Genomic DNA, 18,492 nt, shown 5'->3' with positions numbered 1-18,492 from the left:
TGCGACCCCGCATCTTCGAGTCACCACACGACCTGGATCCTATGCCGCTCCGCCTGTTCCTGTCCTCCGGCGATCTCATGGCCGACCGCCGCTTCGAGTTCGCGCGCGATCTCCAGCTCAAGGGCGATCTGCCCGCGGCCGCCGACCTCATCGAGCAGGCGATCGAGCTGGCTCCGAATTTCACCTCGGCCTGGTTCACGCTCGGCGAAATCCGCAGCCAGCTCGGCGAGCGCGACAAGGCGATTGCCGCCTTCCGCGAAGCGCTTCGGTCCGATCCCGGCGACCAGCACGGCGCCGCCCTGCATCTGATGCGGCTCGGCGACGCGCAGCTCGCCGAAATGCCAAAGGCCTATGTGCAGGCCCTGTTCGATCAATATGCGCCGCGCTTCGAGCACACGCTGATCCACGACCTCGGCTACCGCGCGCCATCGCTGATCTTCAAGGCGGTGCTGGCCGCGCGCGTCGCCGCCAGGAAGCCGGCCCTGTTCAAGCGCGCCATCGATCTCGGCTGCGGCACCGGGCTGGCGGCGGCCGCCTTCGCCAGGCAGGTCGACCATTTCACCGGCATCGACCTGTCGCCCGGCATGATCAAGGAGGCGCGCGCCACGAACCTCTACGCCGAGCTCGAGGTCGCCGACATGATCGAGGGCCTGCGCAGCAAGGGCGATGCCAGCGCGAACCTCGTCGTCGCCGCGGACGCGTTCGTCTATCTCTCCGATCTCGCGCCGGTGCTGACTGAGGCCATGCGCGTGCTCGCATCCGGCGGCGTGCTCGCCTTCACGCTGGAGACGCATGACGGCAGCGGCATCGTTCTCGGCGAAGGCCTGCGTTATGCCCATGCAGCGGAATATGTGCGCAGCGCCCTCGCCAAGGCGGGCTTCAAGCTGCTGACGCTGGAGCCGGCCTCACCGCGCAACGAGAACAACGAGCCGGTGCGCGGCCTCGTCGTCGTCGCCGAGAAAACTTGAGTCTAGGCGCTGGCGCCCTGCGATTTGAGCGTCATTGCGTCGCAAAGCGGCGACTTCCCACTTGCGAGCCGTGCTGCGTTCCCAGCACAATGCGCGCATCAGGGAGAAACACATAATGACGAAGAATCCATCGCGGCGCGATTTCAATGCCGCCGCGCTCGCCACCATCGCCGCAGCCACCTTGCCCGCCCCCTATGTCTGGGCCGCGGAGAAGAAATACGATGCCGGCGCCAGCGACACCGAGATCAAGATCGGGCAGACCGTGCCGCATTCCGGCCCCGGCTCGCTCTACGGCGTGCTCGGACGCGTCGGCGAGGCCTATTTCCAGATGCTGAACGAGAAGGGCGGCATCAACGGGCGCAAGGTCAAATTCCTCACCATGGACGACGCCTACAGCGCGCCGAAATGCGTCGAGGCGACGCGGCGCCTGGTCGAGCAGGAGGAGGTGCTGGCGCTCTACGGCTCGCTCGGCACCGCGCCGCAGACCGCCGTGCACAAATACCTGAACTCCAAGGGCGTGCCGCAGCTGCTGCTCAACACCGGCGCATCGAAGTGGAACAACCCGAAAGAGTTCAAATGGACCATGGCGGGCCTGCCGCTCTATCCGACCGAGGCGCGCATCCTGGCGCGCCATGTCGTCAGCGTGAAGCCGAACGCCAAGATCGGCATCCTCTACCAGAACGACGATTTCGGCCGCGACTTCCTCGGTCCCTTCAAGAAGGTGCTGGCCGACGCCGGCGGCACCGCGCAGGTGATCATGGAGCAGACCTACGATCTCACCGAGCCGACCGTCGATTCCCAGCTCATCAATCTCTCCAAATCGGGCGCCGACGTCTTCTACAACATCTCGACCGGCAAGGCGTCGTCGCAGTCGATCCGGAAAGTGGCCGAACTCGGCTGGAAGCCGTTGCACCTCTTGTCCGCGGGCTCGACCGGCCGCTCGATCCTCAACGCCGCGGGCCTCGAGAACGCCGCGGGCATCGTCGCGATCCGCTACAACAAGGAGGTCGGCTTGCCGAAATGGGAGAAGGATCCCGATGTGATGGCGTTCGAGGAGCTGCGCAAGAAATACACGCCGGCCATCGATTCCGACAACACCATCGCCTTCGCCGGCTACGGCCAGGCCGCCACCATGGGCGAGATCCTGCGCCGCTGCGGTGACGAGCTCACCCGCGCCAACGTGCTGAAGCAGGCATCGAACCTCAACGGCTTCCACTCGCCCTATTTCCTCGACGGCGTCAGCTACAGCTACACGCCCGAGGACTACACGCCGATGAAGACGCTCTTCATCTCGACCTTCACCGGCAAGGATTGGGACATCTCCGACAAGCCGATGTCGGAGTAACGGCGACTTTCTTCCCTTCTCCCCTTGTGGGAGAAGGTGGCGCGAAGCGCCGGATGAGGGGTTCTATCCGCGTACTCGAAAGAGAATAACTCGCGGAGAAAACCCCTCACCCGTCTCGCCGCTATCGCGGCGAGCCACCCTCTCCCACAAGGGGAGAGGGAAAGCAGCGCCTCGCCATTCACATCTCCACCCCCTCGACGAACCCACCCTCACGGCTTACCTCTTATGCCGTGCCGCCCCGCATCCTCGAAATTCCGGCCGAGCCGGCCACGTTGCTGCCCGACCGCTTCGACGCGTGGTTCGCGGCACGCGGCTGGGCGCCGCGCGCGCATCAGCTTGCGCTGCTGGAGAAGGCGCGCCAGGACCGCTCGGCGTTGCTGATCGCGCCGACCGGCGCCGGCAAGACGCTGGCGGGATTTCTGCCGACGCTGGTGGAGCTGAGCTCTGCGTCCGCGCCATCGGCGAAATCCGTGATCTCCACCGGCCGCGGCGTGCAGCGCAGCGCCGGTCTCCACACCCTCTACATCTCGCCGCTCAAGGCGCTCGCCGTCGACATCGCGCGCAACCTCGAGCGTCCCATTGCCGAGATGGGCCTGCCGATCAAGGTCGAGACCCGCACCGGCGACACCCCGGTGTCGCGGCGGCAGCGCCAGCGGCGCTATCCGCCTGATATCCTGCTGACGACGCCCGAGCAGCTTGCGCTGCTGCTGTCCTCCGACGACGCGCCGTTCCTGTTCTCCTCGCTCAAGCGCGTCGTGCTCGACGAGCTGCACGCGCTGGTGACCTCCAAGCGCGGCGATCTCCTGTCGCTCGGGCTGGCGCGGCTGTGGCGCCTCGCGCCGCAGATGCGCGCGATCGGATTGTCGGCGACGGTGGCCGAGCCGGACCAGCTCGCGCGCTTTCTGGTGCCGCAGCCCGGCGGCAAGGAAGCGGCCGCCGACATCGTCGTCGCCGGCGGTGCGGCACCGCCGCTGGTCGAGATGCTCGACACGCGCGAACGCCTGCCCTGGGCCGGTCATGGCGCGCGCCACGCGCTCCCCGAGGTCTATGAGCTGATCAAGCAGAACAAGACCACGCTGGTCTTCGTCAACACCCGCAGCCAGGCCGAGATGCTGTTCCAGGATCTCTGGCGCATGAACGACGACAACCTTGCGATCGCGCTGCATCACGGCTCGCTCGACGTCGCGCAGCGCCGCAAGGTCGAGGATGCGATGTCGGCCGGCAAACTGCGCGGCGTGGTCTGCACCTCCTCGCTCGACCTCGGCGTCGACTGGGGCGACGTCGATCTCGTCGTCAATATCGGTGCGCCCAAGGGCTCCTCGCGCCTGATGCAGCGCATCGGCCGCGCCAACCACCGCCTCGAGGAGGCCTCGCGCGCGGTGCTGGTGCCCGCGAACCGTTTCGAGGTGCTGGAGTGCCGCGCCGCCATCGATGCCATCGCCGAGAACGCGCAGGACACTCCGCCGCTCCGCACCGGCGCGCTCGACGTGCTGGCCCAGCACGTGCTGGGCTGTGCCTGCGGCGAGCCATTCTACAGCGACGATCTCTATGACGAGGTTCGCACCGCTGCGCCTTACGCGGGCCTCGCGCGGCAGGATTTCGACGACGTCGTCGATTTCGTCGCCACCGGCGGCTATGCGCTGAAGACCTATGAGCGCTTCGCCCGCATCAGGCAGGACAAGCAGGGCCGCTGGCGTGTCGCCAATCCAAAGGTGCGGCAGAGCTATCGCCTCAATGTCGGCACCATCGTCGAGGAGCCGATGCTGAAGGTGCGGCTGGTGCGAGGGCGCTCTGGCGGCTCGGGCTCGACCGGTGCGATCGCGCGCGGTGGCCGCGTTCTCGGCGAGATCGAGGAATACTTCATCGAGGGCCTCATTGCCGGCGACACTTTTGTGTTCGGCGGCGAGGTCGTGCGCTACGAGGCGCTGGCCGAGGACCAGGTCTACGTTTCCCGCGCCAACGACAAGGACCCAAAGGTGCCGTCCTACATGGGCGGAAAGTTTCCGCTCTCGACCTATCTCGCCGAACGGGTGCGTCGCCTGCTCGACGACAGGCGCGCATGGAACGGTCTGCCCGAGCAGGTGCGTGACTGGCTGTCGCTACAGAAGGACGTCTCGCGCGTGCCCGGTGTCCGCGAGTTGCTGGTCGAGACCTTCCCACGTGGCAACAAGCATTATCTGATCTGCTATCCCTTCGAAGGTCGGCTCGCGCATCAGACGCTCGGCATGCTGCTCACGCGCCGTCTGGAGCGGATGCGTGCCCGGCCGCTCGGCTTCGTCGCCAATGAATATGCGGTGGCGATCTGGGGGCTCGGCGATGCCTCTTTCATGATCCGCAACGGGCAGCTCGATCTCGACGCGCTGTTCAACCCGGACATGCTGGGGGATGATCTCGAAGCCTGGCTCGCCGAATCCGCGCTGATGAAGCGCACCTTCCGCAATTGCGCGCTGATCTCCGGCCTGATCGAGCGCCGCTTCACCAGCGAGGACAAGAGCCGCCGCCAGGTGCTGTTCTCGACCGATCTGGTCTACGACGTGCTGCGCAAGCACCAGGCCGACCACGTCCTGCTGCGCGCCGCCCGCGCCGACGCCGCCACCGGCCTGCTCGACCTGCGCCGTCTCGGCGGCATGCTCGCGCGCATCCAGGGCCGCATCACCCACCGGGAACTCGATCACGTCTCCCCGCTCGCCGTCCCCGTGATGCTGGAAATCGGCCGCGAGTCAGTCTATGGCGAAGCTGCAGACGAATTGTTGGCGGAGGCCGCCGACGAGCTCGTCAAAGAGGCGATGTCGTAGAGAATTTGCCAGTGAGGCGCGCTGATTTATCCCCACCGTCATGCCCGGGCCCGACCCGGGCATCCACGTCTTTCTTGCGGTGCCAAGAACGTGGATGGCCGGGCATAGGCGAGCGGAAGCGACGCCGTTCTTCGAACGGCTGCGCCCGGCCATGACGGAGAATGTCGCGCTATCGATCACATCGACACGGGCTCTGGATGTTTCCGGTGCGACGTTCGCCGCCGATCTGTCCGGCGCCCTGTTCTGGGAACAGCAGCGCCTGCTCGTCGTCTCCGACCTGCATCTGGAAAAAGGCTCGAGCTTCGCCACGCGCGGCGTGTTGCTGCCGCCCTACGATACCATCGCGACACTGGGTCGGCTCGCTGCTGTCATCTCCCGCCATGATCCGCGCGTGGTCATTGCGCTCGGCGACAGTTTTCACGACCGCTCCGCGCATGAGCGCCTCTCCGCGGACGACCGCGACGCCGTCGCCGCACTCCAGACCGGTCGCGACTGGATCTGGATCTCGGGCAATCACGATCCCGTGCTGCCGCACGATCTCGGCGGCACAATTGCCGACGAAGTCGCGATCGGCCCGGTCACCTTCCGCCACGAGCCGACCGGCGCCTGCGGCGAGATCGCCGGCCATCTCCATCCCAAGGCCCGAATCTCCGCGCGCGGCCGTTCGATGGAGCGCCGCTGCTTCGCCAGCGACGGCATGCGCGCCGTGATGCCGGCCTTCGGCGCCTATGCCGGCGGCCTCAGCATCCGCGACGCCGCGTTCGCCAGGATCTTTCCGAAGAACGGTTTTGTCGCCCATCTCCTCGGCGACCGCCGCGTGCACGCCATCGCCGCGTCGCGGTGTTATTGAGGTGCACAGTTCGTAGGGTGAGTTAGCGCCGCGGATTGCGCGAAGCGCAAACCGCTCGGCGTAACCCACCACTTCTCTGTCCGCAGAAATTAAAGCGGTGGGTTACGCTTCGCTAACCCACCCAACGCATCCCGCGAGCTCACGCCGCCTTCGCCTGCACGGTCTCGCAGAACTCCGCCAGCCGATCCGCCAGCCGCAGCGTCGCGGGGCTGGCGCCGGGCGCGGCCATCAGCGCCACCTCGGTCTTGTTGATCGGCTCAAAACCGTCCTTCGCCGTCAGCACGCGGTGGTCGGACTGGATCGACATCTCGGACAGAATGCTGAGGCCCATGCCGGCGGCCACCGCGGCCTGGATGCCGGCAAGGCTCGACGACGAATACGACATGTGCCAGGTGCGGCCTGCGCTTTCCAGCGCGTGGATGGCGCCGGCGCGATAGAGGCAGCCGGTCGGAAAGCCGATCAGCGGCACCGACGAGGCGTTGACGTCCACCGGGTGGCTCTTGCTGGTGACCCAGTGCACCTCTTCCGGCCACACTGCGATGGCGCCCTTGGCGCCGGCCTCGCGCTTGTAGAGCGCCAGATCCAGCTCGCCGCGCTCGAGATCGCGGGCCAGATTCTTGCTCTGATCGGCGCGCACGTCGAGCCGCAGCCCCGGATGCGAGCGCGCGAACGTCCCCAGCAGTTTCGCGAGGCGATAGGCCGCGAAATCCTCGGGAATGCCGAGCCGGATCGCGCCTTCGCCGTCGGGCTCGCGCAGCACGTCGCGCGCCTCTTCCGCAAGCGACAGCAGCCGCCGCGCATAGGACAGCAGCCGCTCGCCGGCCTCGGTGGGGCGCACGTCCTTGCCGTCGCGGTGCAGCAGCAGCTGGCCGACATCCTCCTCCAGCCGCTTGATCTGCTGGCTGACGGTCGATTGCGTGCGGTGGACGCGCTCGCCGGCGCGGGTGAAGCCGCCGGCCTCGACCACCGAGACGAAGCTGCGCAGCAGCTCGAGATCGAGCATGTCCGCTCCATTCATAAATCCACTGATGCGCAGTTAATCATTTAATTTCCAAATGACAAGCCGGCTCCCTAGATCGAGGGTTCAGGAGAATGCCCCATGTCGCTCGCCCCCTCGATTCCCGTTCCCCGCAGCCGCTTCAACACGCTGCCGCTTGCGATCGGCCTGTTCTGCCTGCTCTGGAGCTATGCCTTCGTCGCCGGCAAGATCGGCGTCACCCATTGCCCGCCGCTGATCCTGCTCGCCGCGCGCTTCTCGCTCGCCGGCATCTTGATCCTCGGCGCCACGCTGATCCGCGGCGAGGCCTGGTCGCTGTCCTGGCGCGATGCCGCGATCTTTGCCGTGCTCGGCATCGCCAACAACGCGCTCTATCTCGGGCTCGGCTACACCGGCCTGCAATCGGTCTCCGCTGGTCTCGGCGGCCTGATCGTCTCGGCCAATCCGGTGTTCACCGCGGCGCTCGCCACGCTGCTGCTTGGCGAAGGCATGACCTGGCGCAAGGCCAGCGGCCTGCTGCTCGGCATCATCGGCGTCACCGCGATCGTCTGGCACCGCCTGTCGGTCGGCACTGACTCGCTGCACGGCATCGTGTTCACGCTGGCCTCGCTCGCCTCCATCGTGGCCGGCACCATCCTGTTCAAGCTGCTCGCGCCGAAGGGGTCGCTGTGGATCGGTAACGGCGTGCAGAACCTCGCCGCCGGCATCGTGCTGACGCCGGTCGCGCTCACCTTCGCCGACCTCCATGCGATCGATGTCACCCCAGGCCTGATCGGCGCCTTCGCCTTCCTGGTGCTCGGCGGCTCGATCCTCGCCTACTGGCTCTGGTTTCATCTCCTGAAAGTGTGCGGCGCGACTGCTGCCAGCGCCTATCATTTCCTGATGCCGCCGCTCGGCATGCTGTTCGCGTATCTCGTGCTCGGCGAACACGTCGAGGCCCGCGACCTGCTCGGCATCATCCCGGTCGCACTCGGCATTTATCTCGTGACGCGGCCGGCCAAGGCGGTGTCGTAGACGTGCGAAAGTCTATCAACGTCGTCCTGGCGAAAGCCAGGACCCATTACCCCGACTGGCTATTGTTGCAGCAAGCTGTGGCCACTGCGTTCTCCAACAACAACGCCCTGTGGTTATGGGTCCTGGCTTTCGCCAGGACGACGCGGAGAATTTGCACCGTCATTGCGAGCGCAGCGAAGCAATCCAGAATCCCTCCGCAGTGATAGTCTGGATTGCTTCGCTGCGCTCGCAATGACGGAGGATGGATCAATCCTTCCGGAACACGATCGACGCCATCCATCCCGTCATCAGCGCCATGGCCGCGGTGGCGAGACCGTAGATCAGGCCGTTCTGTCGCGCGGTGGTCGCGACGAACTGCTCGAAACCGACCTTGACGATCTCGAAGGCGGTCTCGGTCTTGCCGACGAAGGCTCCGTTCGCAAACAGTTTGATCTCGACCTCATAGGTGCCGATCGGCACCTCCGCCGGCAACGGAATGCCGGTGCGAAACAGGGTCGGTGTCAGGAACGTCACCGCGCTCGCATCCTCGCGATAGAGCCCGCGCTGGGTGCGCAGGCGGATGAAGGCGGAGCGGAACACGTCGTTCGGCACCACGTCGGCATAATCGCCGCTGACACGCTGGGTCAGCAGCACGTTGTTGAGCCCGATCTGCTGCCGCCGGGCGATGTCGGGCGAGGTGATGACGTCGAAGGGGCGGTTGGCGAACAGCGCCAGATAGCTCGGCACCTGCAGGAACTGCCGGTAGTCGGTGTTGATCCAGATGCCGAAGGTGCGTTCCTTGCGCCGCGTCACCATGTCGGCGCGCGGGCCCATCACGGTGACCACGAGATCGTAAGCCTTGCGGTTGGCAGGCGTCGTGGCGTCCTTCTCGACCGAGCCGAACAGCACCAGCTCCTCGCCGGAATAATTCGGCGTCACCGTGACCCGGTGGTTGGAGACTGACACGATCAGTCGCTCGGCCCGCGCGGCGTCGCCGAGCAACAGGACGAGAAGAGCTGCGAGAAGCGCGCGTGTCATCCGGTCACCCCCAGCTCACGGATGGTGAAGAGATCCGCCGGCCGGATCACCAATTCGATCGCGAAGCGGACGCCGACCGAGAGGATCAAGAGGCCCAATAGCAGCCGCAGCTGCTCGCCGCGGATCTTCTGGCCGGCCCGTGCGCCGAACTGCGCGCCGGTGACGCCGCCGACCATCAGGATCAGCGCCAGCACGGCATCGACGAGGTGATTGGTCACCGCATGCAGCATGGTCGCGAACAGCATGGTGACGAGGGTGAGGACCATCGAGGTCCCGATCACCGTCGAGGTCGGCACCCGCAGCAGATAGATCATGATCGGCACCAGGATGAAGCCGCCGCCGATGCCCATGATGGCGCCGATGAAGCCGATCAATATGCCGACGATCACCACGGGGATGACCGAGAGATAGATCTTCGAGCGCTTGAACCGCATCTTCAGCGGCAGGCCGTGGATCCAGTTGTGGGTGCGCCGTGGCGGCACCGCGCCGCGCCGGGTCCGCATCAGGGCGCGCAGGCCTTCGGAGAACATCAGGCTGCCGACGGTGGTCAGCAGCACGACGTAGGACAGCGCGATCATCAGATCGAGCTGGCCGAGCGCGCGCAGCTGCGTGAAGGTCCACACCCCCAGCGCCGTCCCGGTCACGCCGCCGCAGAGCAGCACGCCCGCCAATGCCGGATCGATCGCGCGCCGGCGCCAATAGGCGAGTGCGCCGGAAAACGAGGAGGCTGCGATGTGGCTTGCGACGGAGGCGACCGCGACGGCCGGCGTGATGCCGATGAAGATCAGCAGCGGCGTCATCAGGAAGCCGCCGCCGATCCCGAACATGCCGGAGACGAAGCCGACCGCCGCGCCCATCGCCAGCACCAGGAAGACGTTGACGGGAAGGTCGGCGATCGGAAGGTAGAGCTGCATTGAACCTGCGCACCGGCGAGACGGATCGACGAACGCGGAATGCTCGCGGAAAGATCGGAACGATTGCCGCGTCCCTCAATAGCCGAATTCGACGCCGCGCGGATCAGGAATTTGGGGTGTGGTGAATGGGTGTGGCGAGGGTGATCGAGGCGCCGTGGTTATCAATGTCGTCCCGGCGAAGGCCGGGACCCATAACCCCAGGGAGTAGTTTGGCGAAGATCAGTCGCTTGGTTCTCCTGCCGACCATACTTGGCAGATCACGCGGTATGGGTCCCGGCCTTCGCCGGGACGACTAGGAGAAATTCGTCGTCAGAGGCGACTGAGCGACCGTTCTTAACGCACCGCTGACGCCGACTTCTTGCTCGCAACCGGCTTCGGCGCGGGCTTGGCGTTCGCTTGCGGGGCGTTGTCCCAGCCGCCGTTGGGGGCGGGAACGTTGACCGCATCGTCGGGCTGCGGCTCGGCGCTGAAGGTCTGGATCGCGAGCTTGGCGGCGGCGAGCGATTGCGGATCGAGGCGCTTCGCCACGTCGTCGCGCTTGCCGGACGCATCCGCGTCGCCCTGGGCGGCTGCCAGGCTGAACCATTTGTAGGACTCGGCGAGGTTCTGCTCGACGCCGATGCCGCGGGCATAGAGGATGCCGAGATTGAACTGGCTGTCGGCGACGCCGCGATCGGCCGCTTTCCGGAACCACTGCGCCGCGCTCTTGTAGTTGGCGCCGCGTCCGCCGCCGTCGGCATCGAGCACCGCGAGATTGTGCATCGCCTTGGCGTTGCCGCGCTCGGCGGCCTGCGTGTAGTAGCGGCGGGCGATGTCGGCGTCCTTCTTCACGCCGAGGCCCTTTTCATAAAGCGTGCCGAGGCGGAAGGTCGCGGGCACCACGCCGGCCTGCGCCGCGCGGTCGTACCATTTCGCAGCTTCGTCGTAGTTGGCGGCAACGCCCTTGCCCTCGGCAAAGCGCACGCCGATCTCGTAGGCGGCGGTTGCATCGCCCTTCATCGCGGCGGTGCGCAAGGCCGGGCCGCCGATCGCGTCGGGCAGCTTTTCGCTCGGCGGCACCTGCACCATGCTGAGCCGCGCGCGGCTCGTGCCGGACAACGCGCCGGTGACGTCGTTCGACGTCGCAGGCGGGGTTGGTGCAGCGGCCGGGGTCTGCGGGATTTCGACTGAGGCGGTGCCGCTCGGGCCCGTCGCGGCATTGTTCTGCGACTGCTTTCCGATCGGCGTCGGCGAGGTCATCGACGGCGTGACCTGCTCCGGCGCGGCGGGCTTGATCTCGACCGGCGGCGGCGGGGCCCGCGGCGCGGGCTCGCTCGACGTATTCTCCATCGCCTGCGGCGCCGGCGGCGGGCTGCCGCCATCGAGCAGGTTCATCGCCATCTTGAAGGTGCCGAGCACGATCACGACCACGCTCGCGCCGACCAGCAGCGAGCGGATTTTCGAGGTGATGGTCGAGGCGCCTTCCTGGCCCTTGTCCTTGGCGCGGGCGATTGCGGCCTTGGCGCCACGCGCCGGCTTCTCGGGCGGCTGCGCAGCGGCGGCTTGCGCCGCGCGGCGTGCGGCGGCGATGAAGCTCGACGACGACACCGGCTCTTTCGGCGCGGCGGGGATTTCGCTGATCGCGCTTTCGGAGGCGGCAATGCGCTCCGACGGCGTGGCGACGCGTCCACCCGGCCGCGTGCCCGGCTCGAGCGGATGGTCCGGCGGCAGTTCCGGCGCGAGCGCACTGCGCGCGGGCGCGGTATGCGGCTCGAGGATTTCGCTGATCGCGCGCGGCGGCAAGGGTGGTGCGGCTTGCGGCGCCATCGGGACTGGCGGCGGCGCGGCCGGTGCAGCGGCAGCGTGGAATTCGCGCGGCGCGGCTGCGAAGCCAGCCTGCGCCGGTTGTTGCATGGCGGCCGGATTCGGCAGCTCAGGCTTCGGATCGTATTTCGGCGGCTGTTGCTGCGGCCGAGGCTCGCGCGCCATCGGCGCGGGCTCCATGGGCGCAGCCATCGGCATCGGCTGCGGCGGGGGGGCCGGCGGCGCGGTGCGCACCGCGCGCAGATCGCCCTCGATCATCGAGAGGCGATCGACGACGTGGCCGAGCGCATTGTGAACGGCTTCGAGCGAGTCCTGGGTGTTGCGGGTGGTCTCGGCCTGGCTGAAGCGGATGTCGGAGAGCTCGCGCTTGACGAGATCGACCATGCCGGAATCGGGCGCCGGCGCCGAATTGCGGCTCTCGGCGAGGGCCGAATACGTCGCCTGCTGCCGTTCCAGATGCCGCAGGATGTCGTGCAGGCCGTCCTCGACGCGGCTCAGATTGCCGTTCCGCGGATCGGAGGCGGCCTCGATCCGCTCCAGCAGATAGGAGACGCGCTGTTCGAGATGCGCAAAGGTCGAGGCCGAATCGCTGCCGACCTGCATGCGGTCGAAACGATCCGACAGTGCGCGGATGGCGGCTTCGAGATGCTCGTTGCTCTCGGCAGGCTGAGGCCGCTCGCGCGATTCCAGCGCGGCGGTGAGCGCCGCGATGCGCTGCTCGAGCACGGCAAAGCTGTCGCCTTGGCCGGACGAGCGGGTGACCTGGTCGACCTTGGACGACAGCAGCTGCACGTCTTCGGAAAGCCGCGCCAGCGCTTCGTTGGAGGCGACGTTGGAGACGATGCCGCGCAGCGCCGAGATCGCGCCTTCGAGCTGGCGCACCGTCGACGGATCGTCATTGGCGCGCAGGATCAGGTCGAGCTTGGCGCCGAGATTGCGGATCGCCTCGTCATAGCCGGTGAGCTGCTCGGCCGGCGTCAGCGTGCGCAGCACCTGCTTGATGTCGGACAGCGCATGTTCGATGCCTGACAGGACCTGGGCGTCGGTGCCGGACGAGCGGGTCTCGTCGATGCGACGGTGCAGCGAGCGGATCTCGTTCTCGATCGATTCGATCGCGCGGCGCGGCATCGCCTCGGTGATGGCGTTGCGGATCTCGGCAAGCTCGGCGCGGAAGCCGTTGATCGCCTGCTCGGTATTGTCGGGGCGCTGCAGCGATTCGATCTGGCTCGTGATCTTGAGCAGATGGCGCTCGAGCGACGAGAAATCCGGCCCCGGCTGCGGGGGCGGCGGAGCGTAGGCAGGCGCGGGCGGCGCCATCGGTGCCATTGGCGGCGCGTAAGGGGCGGCCGTGGGCGCAATCGACGGCGCGGCGCGCGGCGGCATTTGCCTCGGCGTAAAGCCGTCGAGCTCGCTCTGCCGCGCGGTGATCTCGGCGACGGCGACGTCGAACGAGGCGGGGCTCAGGGGCGGCGAGCTGCGATAGACCTGGGCTGCCGCGCGCTCGACCGCGTCGGCCTGGCGCTGGCGCGTCTCGGCGGGCGCGGGACGCGGTGCCTGAGGCGGCTGCGGCTGAAGCTGCTGCGGCTTTGAGATTTGCGACAGGCGCGCATCGAGCCGCGAGATCGCATCGTTGAGCTGGCGTGCGACGCCCTGCTCGCGCGAGACTTCCGGACGCGGTGCGGGCTTCGAAATCCGCTCGATCTGCTGGGTGATCGCGTCGAGCCGCTGGTGGATGTCGGCGACTTCGCGACTCTCCTGGCTCGGTGCCTGTTGAGCCGGTGGCTGGCTCGGCATGTGTTGCGGACGCTGGTCGTAAGGTCCGCGAAAGTTTGGCGGGGCAGTCTCGCCGAGCGTGGAGTTCAGCCAGTCGTTGAGCGACATGCCGGCTCTGCGCGCAGCAGCTTCGGCCCGCTCCCGGACGGAGGGATCGATGCCGTCAACACTCCACGATACGCGCGAATTCATGACTCTGTCCGGTTCCGACTCCGGCGCCCCACCCGGCGCCTCCAGTCTCCCCACGCGTGCCGGTTGCAAGACAATCGAATTCGGCGCGGGTCGTCTGCCTCGAAAACCGACTTTTTCCTGTTACGGTAAATAACGGGTTAAGGAACGCGTTGCCGATGTCTTAAAATTGGGCGGCCGGCGGCCTCCCCGCCCGTCGGATGGCGATCGGAATCTCGCCTTGCCAGGAACTCTCAGCGTGCTGGCAGCTTGGAACTTCAGCAACGAAGGATGGCTCAAGATGGCAGGTCTGACCGAAGAAGATGTCCGCGAGCGCGCCTATGAGATCTGGAAAAGTGCCGGCGAGCCCAGCGGGAAAATGGATACGTTCTGGTATGCGGCTGAAAAGGAGCTTTTGGCCGAACGCTCGGAGAAAGGCGAGGTCCCGCCCGGAATGACCGACAATTTGCCGGTCTAGCGGGCCCCGTCAGCCCTTGCCCTCGCGCTTGCCGTCCTCCAGCGGCACCACCGTGCCCTTGCCGCTCATCGTCGACAGTGCCGCGAGTGCCTCTTCGCAGAAATCGGCCACCATCTGCTCGTGGCGGGCGCCGAGGCGAAGCAGGAGCAGGTTGCCAAGATCGAGCCGGCCCTCGGCCGTGCCGTCCGGGAAACGCTTTTTCAGAATCCGCTCATAATTGGCGTGGCGGTCGCGGTGGTGCTCCAGGCGGGCCATCAGATCGGTCCGCAGCGGCTCGATGTCGATGCTGTCGAGCGCATGCAGCCGGACCAGCAGGTCGTCCTTGGTCGAGGCGGGCGTGCTTGGCCGCGCGGCCCAGTGCCGCAGCGCTGTTCTACCCTCGGGGGTAAGCGTATAAACCAGCTTGTTGGGCTTGCCGGATTGCACGACCTCGCGGCCCTGGATGTAACCGCGGTCGCGCAGCTTGGAGAGTTCGCGATAGATCTGCTGGTGGTCGGCCTTCCAGAAGAAGCCGATCGAGGAATCGAACGTCTTGGCGAGCTCGTAACCCGTCATCGGACGTTCGGTCAGGCATGCGAGGATTGCGTCGCCCAGTGCCATGACTGGCCTCCTTCGTATTCGATCTTGACCAACCTGCTTGACTTTATGCGTATCTGCGCATATGCGTCAATATGCATATGAGGCAGCTTCGGATCGGGCCACAAGACCCGCCCCGAAGATTCAGCAAAATCAACCTCTTCGCTACTGTGCATGGGGTTGTTTTCTGGTTTTTTTGCCCAGGCCTTTAGGGAGGCACCTGAGAATGACCGGCCTCGACTCCTGGTACGGCTACATGAAGTCCCATGACCGCGCTCAAGCCCGCAAGGCGCTCTGGGACCTGCTTCATCCCGATGCCGTGTTCGAAAGCCCTGTGGTGCATTCCCCCCAGCGCGGCCGCGACATCACCTTCAAATACCTCTCCGGCGCCGAAAAGGTGCTCGGCGGTCCCGGCTTCACCTATGTCGGCGAGTGGCGAAGCGAGAGCGGCGCCGTGCTCGAATTCAAGGCCATCATCGACGGCATCGAGATCAACGGCGTCGACATCATCAGCTTCGATCCCGAGGGACGCATCACGCATTTCAAGGTGATGGTGCGTCCGCTCAAGGCGATCAACATGCTGCACCGCCTGATGGCGGAGCAGCTTGCCGCCCAGTCATAGCGAATTCCACCACTTCAACGCCCATGCCGGGAGACCACCATGCCGATCTATAAAGCCCCCGTCGAAGACGTGAACTTCCTGCTCAACGACGTCTTCCAGATCGACCGCTACGACAATCTCGCCGGCTTCTCCGATGCGTCGAGCGACGTGCGCGAGGCGATCCTGGGCGAAGCCGCCAAGCTCGCCGAGGAGGTGCTGCAGCCGCTGAATCGCGTGGGCGATCTCGAGGGATGCAAGCGCGCCGATGACGGCAGCGTCACCACGCCGAAGGGCTTCAAGGACGCGTTCAAGCAGGTCGTCGAAGGCGGCTGGCTTGGTCTGTCGGCGCCGACCGAGTTCGGCGGCCAGGGCCTGCCGGTGACGCTCAGCCAGGCCGTCAACGAATTCCAGATCTCCGCCAACATGGCGTTCTCGATGTATGGCGGCCTCACCATGGGCGCGACCGCGGCGCTGATCGTTCATGGCTCGCCGGAGCAGAAGAAGACCTACGTGCCGAAGATGGTCGCCGGCGAGTGGACCGGCACCATGAACCTGACCGAGCCGCATTGCGGCACCGATCTCGGCATGCTCCGCACCAAGGCGGTGCGTCAGCCCGACGGCAGCTTCAAGATCACGGGCACCAAGATCTTCATCTCGGCCGGCGAGCATGACCTCGCGGACAACATCATTCACCTCGTGCTCGCCCGCATCGAGGGCGCACCCGCCGGCATCAAGGGCGTCTCGCTGTTCGTGGTGCCGAAGTTCCTGGTCAATGCCGACGGTTCGGTGGGGCAGCGCAACGGCGTGGTCTGCGGCTCGATCGAGCACAAGATGGGCATCCACGGCAATTCCACCTGCGTGATGAACTACGACAGCGCCACCGGCTGGCTGATCGGCGAAGAGAACAAGGGCATGCAGGGCATGTTCGTGATGATGAACGAGGCCCGCCTCGGCGTCGCCGTGCAGGGCCTCGCGCAGTCCGAGGTCGCCTATCAGAACGCCGTCGCCTATGCCCGCGAGCGCATCCAGGGCCGTTCGCTGACCGGCGCCAAGGCGCCGGACAAGCAGGCCGACCCGATCATCGTGCATCCCGACGTGCGCCGCACGCTGCTGTCGATCCGCGCCTTCAACGAGGCCGCGCGCGCCTTCGTGATGTGGACCGCGCTGAAGAGCGACGTCGCCCACCGCTCGGAGGATCCCAAGGACCGCCAGGCCGCCGACGATCACATGGGCCTGATGACGCCGGTGCTGAAGGGCTTCCTCACTGATTACGGCTTCGCCAACGCGGTGCAGGCCCAGCAGATGTATGGCGGCCACGGCTACATCGCCGAGCAGGGCATGGAGCAGTTCGTGCGCGATGCGCGTATCGCGATGATCTATGAAGGCGCCAACGGCATCCAGGCGCTCGACCTCGTCGGCCGCAAGCTGCCGCGCGACGGCGGCCGCGCCATCATGGCGTTCTTCGGCGAGGTCATGGCCTTCGCCAAGGAGAACGGCGGCGACGAGGCGCTGAAGCCTTTCATCACCCCGCTCTCGGCTTCGCTCGGCCATCTCCAGCAGGCCACCACCTGGCTGATGCAGAACGCGATGATGAAGCCGGACAATGCCGGCGCTGCCGCAACCGATTATCTGCATCTCTTCGGCTTCGTTGCGCTCGGCTATATGTGGGCGAAGATGGCGAAGGTGACGAATGCCAAGATTGCCGAGAGCGGGGCGACGCCCTATCTCTCGACCAAGCTCGTCACCGGCCGCTTCTTCATGGAGCGGATGCTGCCGGAAACCGCGGCCAATCTCGCCCGCATCCAGGCCGGCTCCGCTACCATCATGGAATTGCCGGCGGAAGCGTTCTGAGAATTTTCGCTTCCCAGATAATCCCGATCGCGCCGCGGTCGTAACCAATACTGCAATCAGGAGGCTCCCATGGCAGATGCCTATATCTACGACCACGTCCGAACCCCGCGTGGCCGCGGCAAGGCCGACGGCGCGCTGCACGAGGTGACCGCGCTCGCGCTCGCCACCGTGCCGCTCAAGGCGTTGAAGGACCGCAACAACCTTCCCGAGGATTCCGTCGACGACGTCGTGCTCGGCGTGGTCGATCCCGTCGGTGAAGCCGGCTCCGACATCGCGCGCTTCGCCGCGCTGAAGGCGGGCCTCGGCGAAGCCGTGCCCGGCGTACAGATCAGCCGCTTCTGTGCTTCAGGCCTCGATGCCGTGAACTTTGCCGCGGCCCAGGTGATGAGCGGCCAGCATGAGCTCGTGATCGGCGGCGGCGCCGAATCGATGAGCCGCGTCGGCATCGGCGCCTCCGGCGGCGCTTGGCCGATGGATCCGTCGATGGCAGTGCCGGCGTATTTCATGCCGCAGGGCGTGTCGGCCGATCTGATCGCGACCAAATACGGCTTCTCGCGGGACGACGTCGACGCTTATGCGGTGCAGAGCCAGCAGCGTGCGGCGAAGTCCTGGGATGAAGGCCGCTTCGACAAGTCGATCATCCCGGTGAAGGACATCAACGGCCTCACCATCCTCGCCAAGGACGAGCACATGCGCCCCTCGACGACGATGCAGTCGCTGGCCCAGCTCCAGCCGTCATTCACGATGATGGCGCAGATGGGCGGCTTCGACGGCGTTGCCGTGCAGTCGCACCCCGAAATCGAGCGCGTCAACTACGTGCACCACGCCGGCAACTCCTCGGGCATCGTCGACGGCGCCGGCGCCGTGCTGCTCGGCAGCAGGGAAGCGGGCAGCAAGTATGGCCTCAAGCCGCGCGCCAAGATTCGCGCGTTTGCGAATATCGGCTCCGAGCCCGCGATGATGCTGACCGGCCCGGTCGACGTCACCGAAAAGCTGTTCGCGCGCTCCGGCATGAAGAAGTCGGACATCGACCTGTTCGAGCTCAACGAGGCTTTCGCCTCGGTCGTGCTGCGCTACATCCAGGCCTTCGACATCGACAACGCCAAGATCAACGTCAATGGCGGTGCGATCGCGCTTGGCCATCCGCTCGGCGCGACCGGTGCGATGATCCTCGGCACCGTGCTCGACGAGCTCGAGCGCACCAACAAGTCCACCGCCCTGGTGACGCTGTGCATCGGCGGCGGCATGGGCACCGCGACCATCATCGAGCGCGTGTAACGAGCTGCCGTAGGGTGGGCAAAGCGAAGCGTGCCCACCGCTGCTGTCTCCGCGAATGATGGTG

14 protein-coding genes are annotated in these 18,492 nt (G+C 66.4%); 9 read left to right on the top strand and 5 right to left on the bottom strand.

Annotation, left to right across the window (positions count from 1 at the left end; genetic code table 11):
* The first annotated feature begins 41 nt into the window (after positions 1-41).
* The 4 genes from AC1RUR_RS10390 to pdeM all read left to right on the top strand — a co-directional run bounded on the left by AC1RUR_RS10390 (position 42) and on the right by pdeM (position 5,958).
* Positions 42-968: a class I SAM-dependent DNA methyltransferase gene (locus AC1RUR_RS10390; protein WP_492843469.1), complete on the top strand. Its 927-nt coding sequence runs from the start codon at positions 42-44 to the stop codon at positions 966-968.
* A gap of 115 nt (positions 969-1,083) precedes the next feature.
* Positions 1,084-2,313 carry an ABC transporter substrate-binding protein gene (locus AC1RUR_RS10385; protein ID WP_492843467.1) on the top strand — a complete coding sequence of 410 codons (1,230 nt, stop codon included), beginning with the start codon at positions 1,084-1,086 and terminating at the stop codon, positions 2,311-2,313.
* 230 nt (positions 2,314-2,543) lie between these two features.
* A complete protein-coding gene (locus AC1RUR_RS10380) occupies positions 2,544-5,108 on the top strand; it encodes a ligase-associated DNA damage response DEXH box helicase (protein ID WP_492843465.1) in 2,565 nt (854 codons plus the stop codon).
* A 151-nt stretch (positions 5,109-5,259) separates the two neighbouring features.
* On the top strand, positions 5,260-5,958 hold the full coding sequence (gene pdeM / locus AC1RUR_RS10375; RefSeq protein ID WP_492843894.1) for a ligase-associated DNA damage response endonuclease PdeM: 699 nt from the start codon (positions 5,260-5,262) through the stop codon (positions 5,956-5,958).
* A 139-nt stretch (positions 5,959-6,097) separates the two neighbouring features.
* Here pdeM and AC1RUR_RS10370 read toward each other — a convergent pair whose 3' ends face one another.
* Positions 6,098-6,961, bottom strand: coding sequence for a LysR family transcriptional regulator (locus AC1RUR_RS10370; protein WP_492843463.1), 864 nt, complete (start codon positions 6,959-6,961; stop codon positions 6,098-6,100).
* Between the two features lie 96 nt (positions 6,962-7,057).
* Here AC1RUR_RS10370 and AC1RUR_RS10365 point away from each other — a divergent pair, with 96 nt between their 5' ends.
* Positions 7,058-7,969 carry a DMT family transporter gene (locus tag AC1RUR_RS10365; protein ID WP_492843461.1) on the top strand — a complete coding sequence of 304 codons (912 nt, stop codon included), beginning with the start codon at positions 7,058-7,060 and terminating at the stop codon, positions 7,967-7,969.
* Positions 7,970-8,215: 246 nt separating this feature from the next.
* On the opposite strand, the gene AC1RUR_RS10360 is transcribed toward AC1RUR_RS10365, so the two are convergent.
* From AC1RUR_RS10360 to AC1RUR_RS10350, 3 genes are all read right to left on the bottom strand, one after another.
* Positions 8,216-8,986 (bottom strand): TIGR02186 family protein, encoded by a 771-nt coding sequence (locus AC1RUR_RS10360; protein WP_492843459.1) that lies wholly within the window; start codon positions 8,984-8,986, stop codon positions 8,216-8,218.
* Positions 8,983-9,900: a sulfite exporter TauE/SafE family protein gene (locus tag AC1RUR_RS10355; RefSeq protein ID WP_492843457.1), complete on the bottom strand. Its 918-nt coding sequence runs from the start codon at positions 9,898-9,900 to the stop codon at positions 8,983-8,985. The genes AC1RUR_RS10360 and AC1RUR_RS10355 overlap by 4 nt, the downstream gene beginning before the upstream one ends.
* Before the next feature lie 333 nt (positions 9,901-10,233).
* A complete protein-coding gene (locus tag AC1RUR_RS10350) occupies positions 10,234-13,668 on the bottom strand; it encodes a tetratricopeptide repeat protein (protein WP_492843455.1) in 3,435 nt (1,144 codons plus the stop codon).
* 277 nt (positions 13,669-13,945) lie between these two features.
* On the opposite strand from AC1RUR_RS10350, the gene AC1RUR_RS10345 reads away from it, so the two are divergent.
* Entirely contained in the window at positions 13,946-14,122 is a 177-nt protein-coding gene (locus tag AC1RUR_RS10345) for a DUF2934 domain-containing protein (protein WP_492843892.1), read from the top strand.
* Positions 14,123-14,131: 9 nt separating this feature from the next.
* Here the strand turns inward: AC1RUR_RS10345 and AC1RUR_RS10340 are convergent, their stop codons facing one another.
* Positions 14,132-14,722, bottom strand: coding sequence for a PadR family transcriptional regulator (locus AC1RUR_RS10340; protein WP_492843453.1), 591 nt, complete (start codon positions 14,720-14,722; stop codon positions 14,132-14,134).
* Between the two features lie 202 nt (positions 14,723-14,924).
* Between AC1RUR_RS10340 and AC1RUR_RS10335 the strand changes: the two genes are divergently transcribed.
* The 3 genes from AC1RUR_RS10335 (at position 14,925) to AC1RUR_RS10325 (ending at position 18,428) form a co-directional block, all read left to right on the top strand.
* Complete coding sequence (locus AC1RUR_RS10335) at positions 14,925-15,320, top strand: nuclear transport factor 2-like protein (protein ID WP_492843451.1); 396 nt, start codon at positions 14,925-14,927, stop codon at positions 15,318-15,320.
* A gap of 39 nt (positions 15,321-15,359) precedes the next feature.
* Positions 15,360-17,150: an acyl-CoA dehydrogenase C-terminal domain-containing protein gene (locus tag AC1RUR_RS10330; protein WP_492843449.1), complete on the top strand. Its 1,791-nt coding sequence runs from the start codon at positions 15,360-15,362 to the stop codon at positions 17,148-17,150.
* Positions 17,151-17,219: 69 nt separating this feature from the next.
* Positions 17,220-18,428 carry an acetyl-CoA C-acetyltransferase gene (locus AC1RUR_RS10325; protein ID WP_492843447.1) on the top strand — a complete coding sequence of 403 codons (1,209 nt, stop codon included), beginning with the start codon at positions 17,220-17,222 and terminating at the stop codon, positions 18,426-18,428.
* Positions 18,429-18,492 lie beyond the last annotated feature (64 nt).

The organism is Bradyrhizobium sp. GW821-FHT12B03 (assembly GCF_058807535.1).
This window is presented reverse-complemented; position numbering and strand designations above follow the sequence as displayed.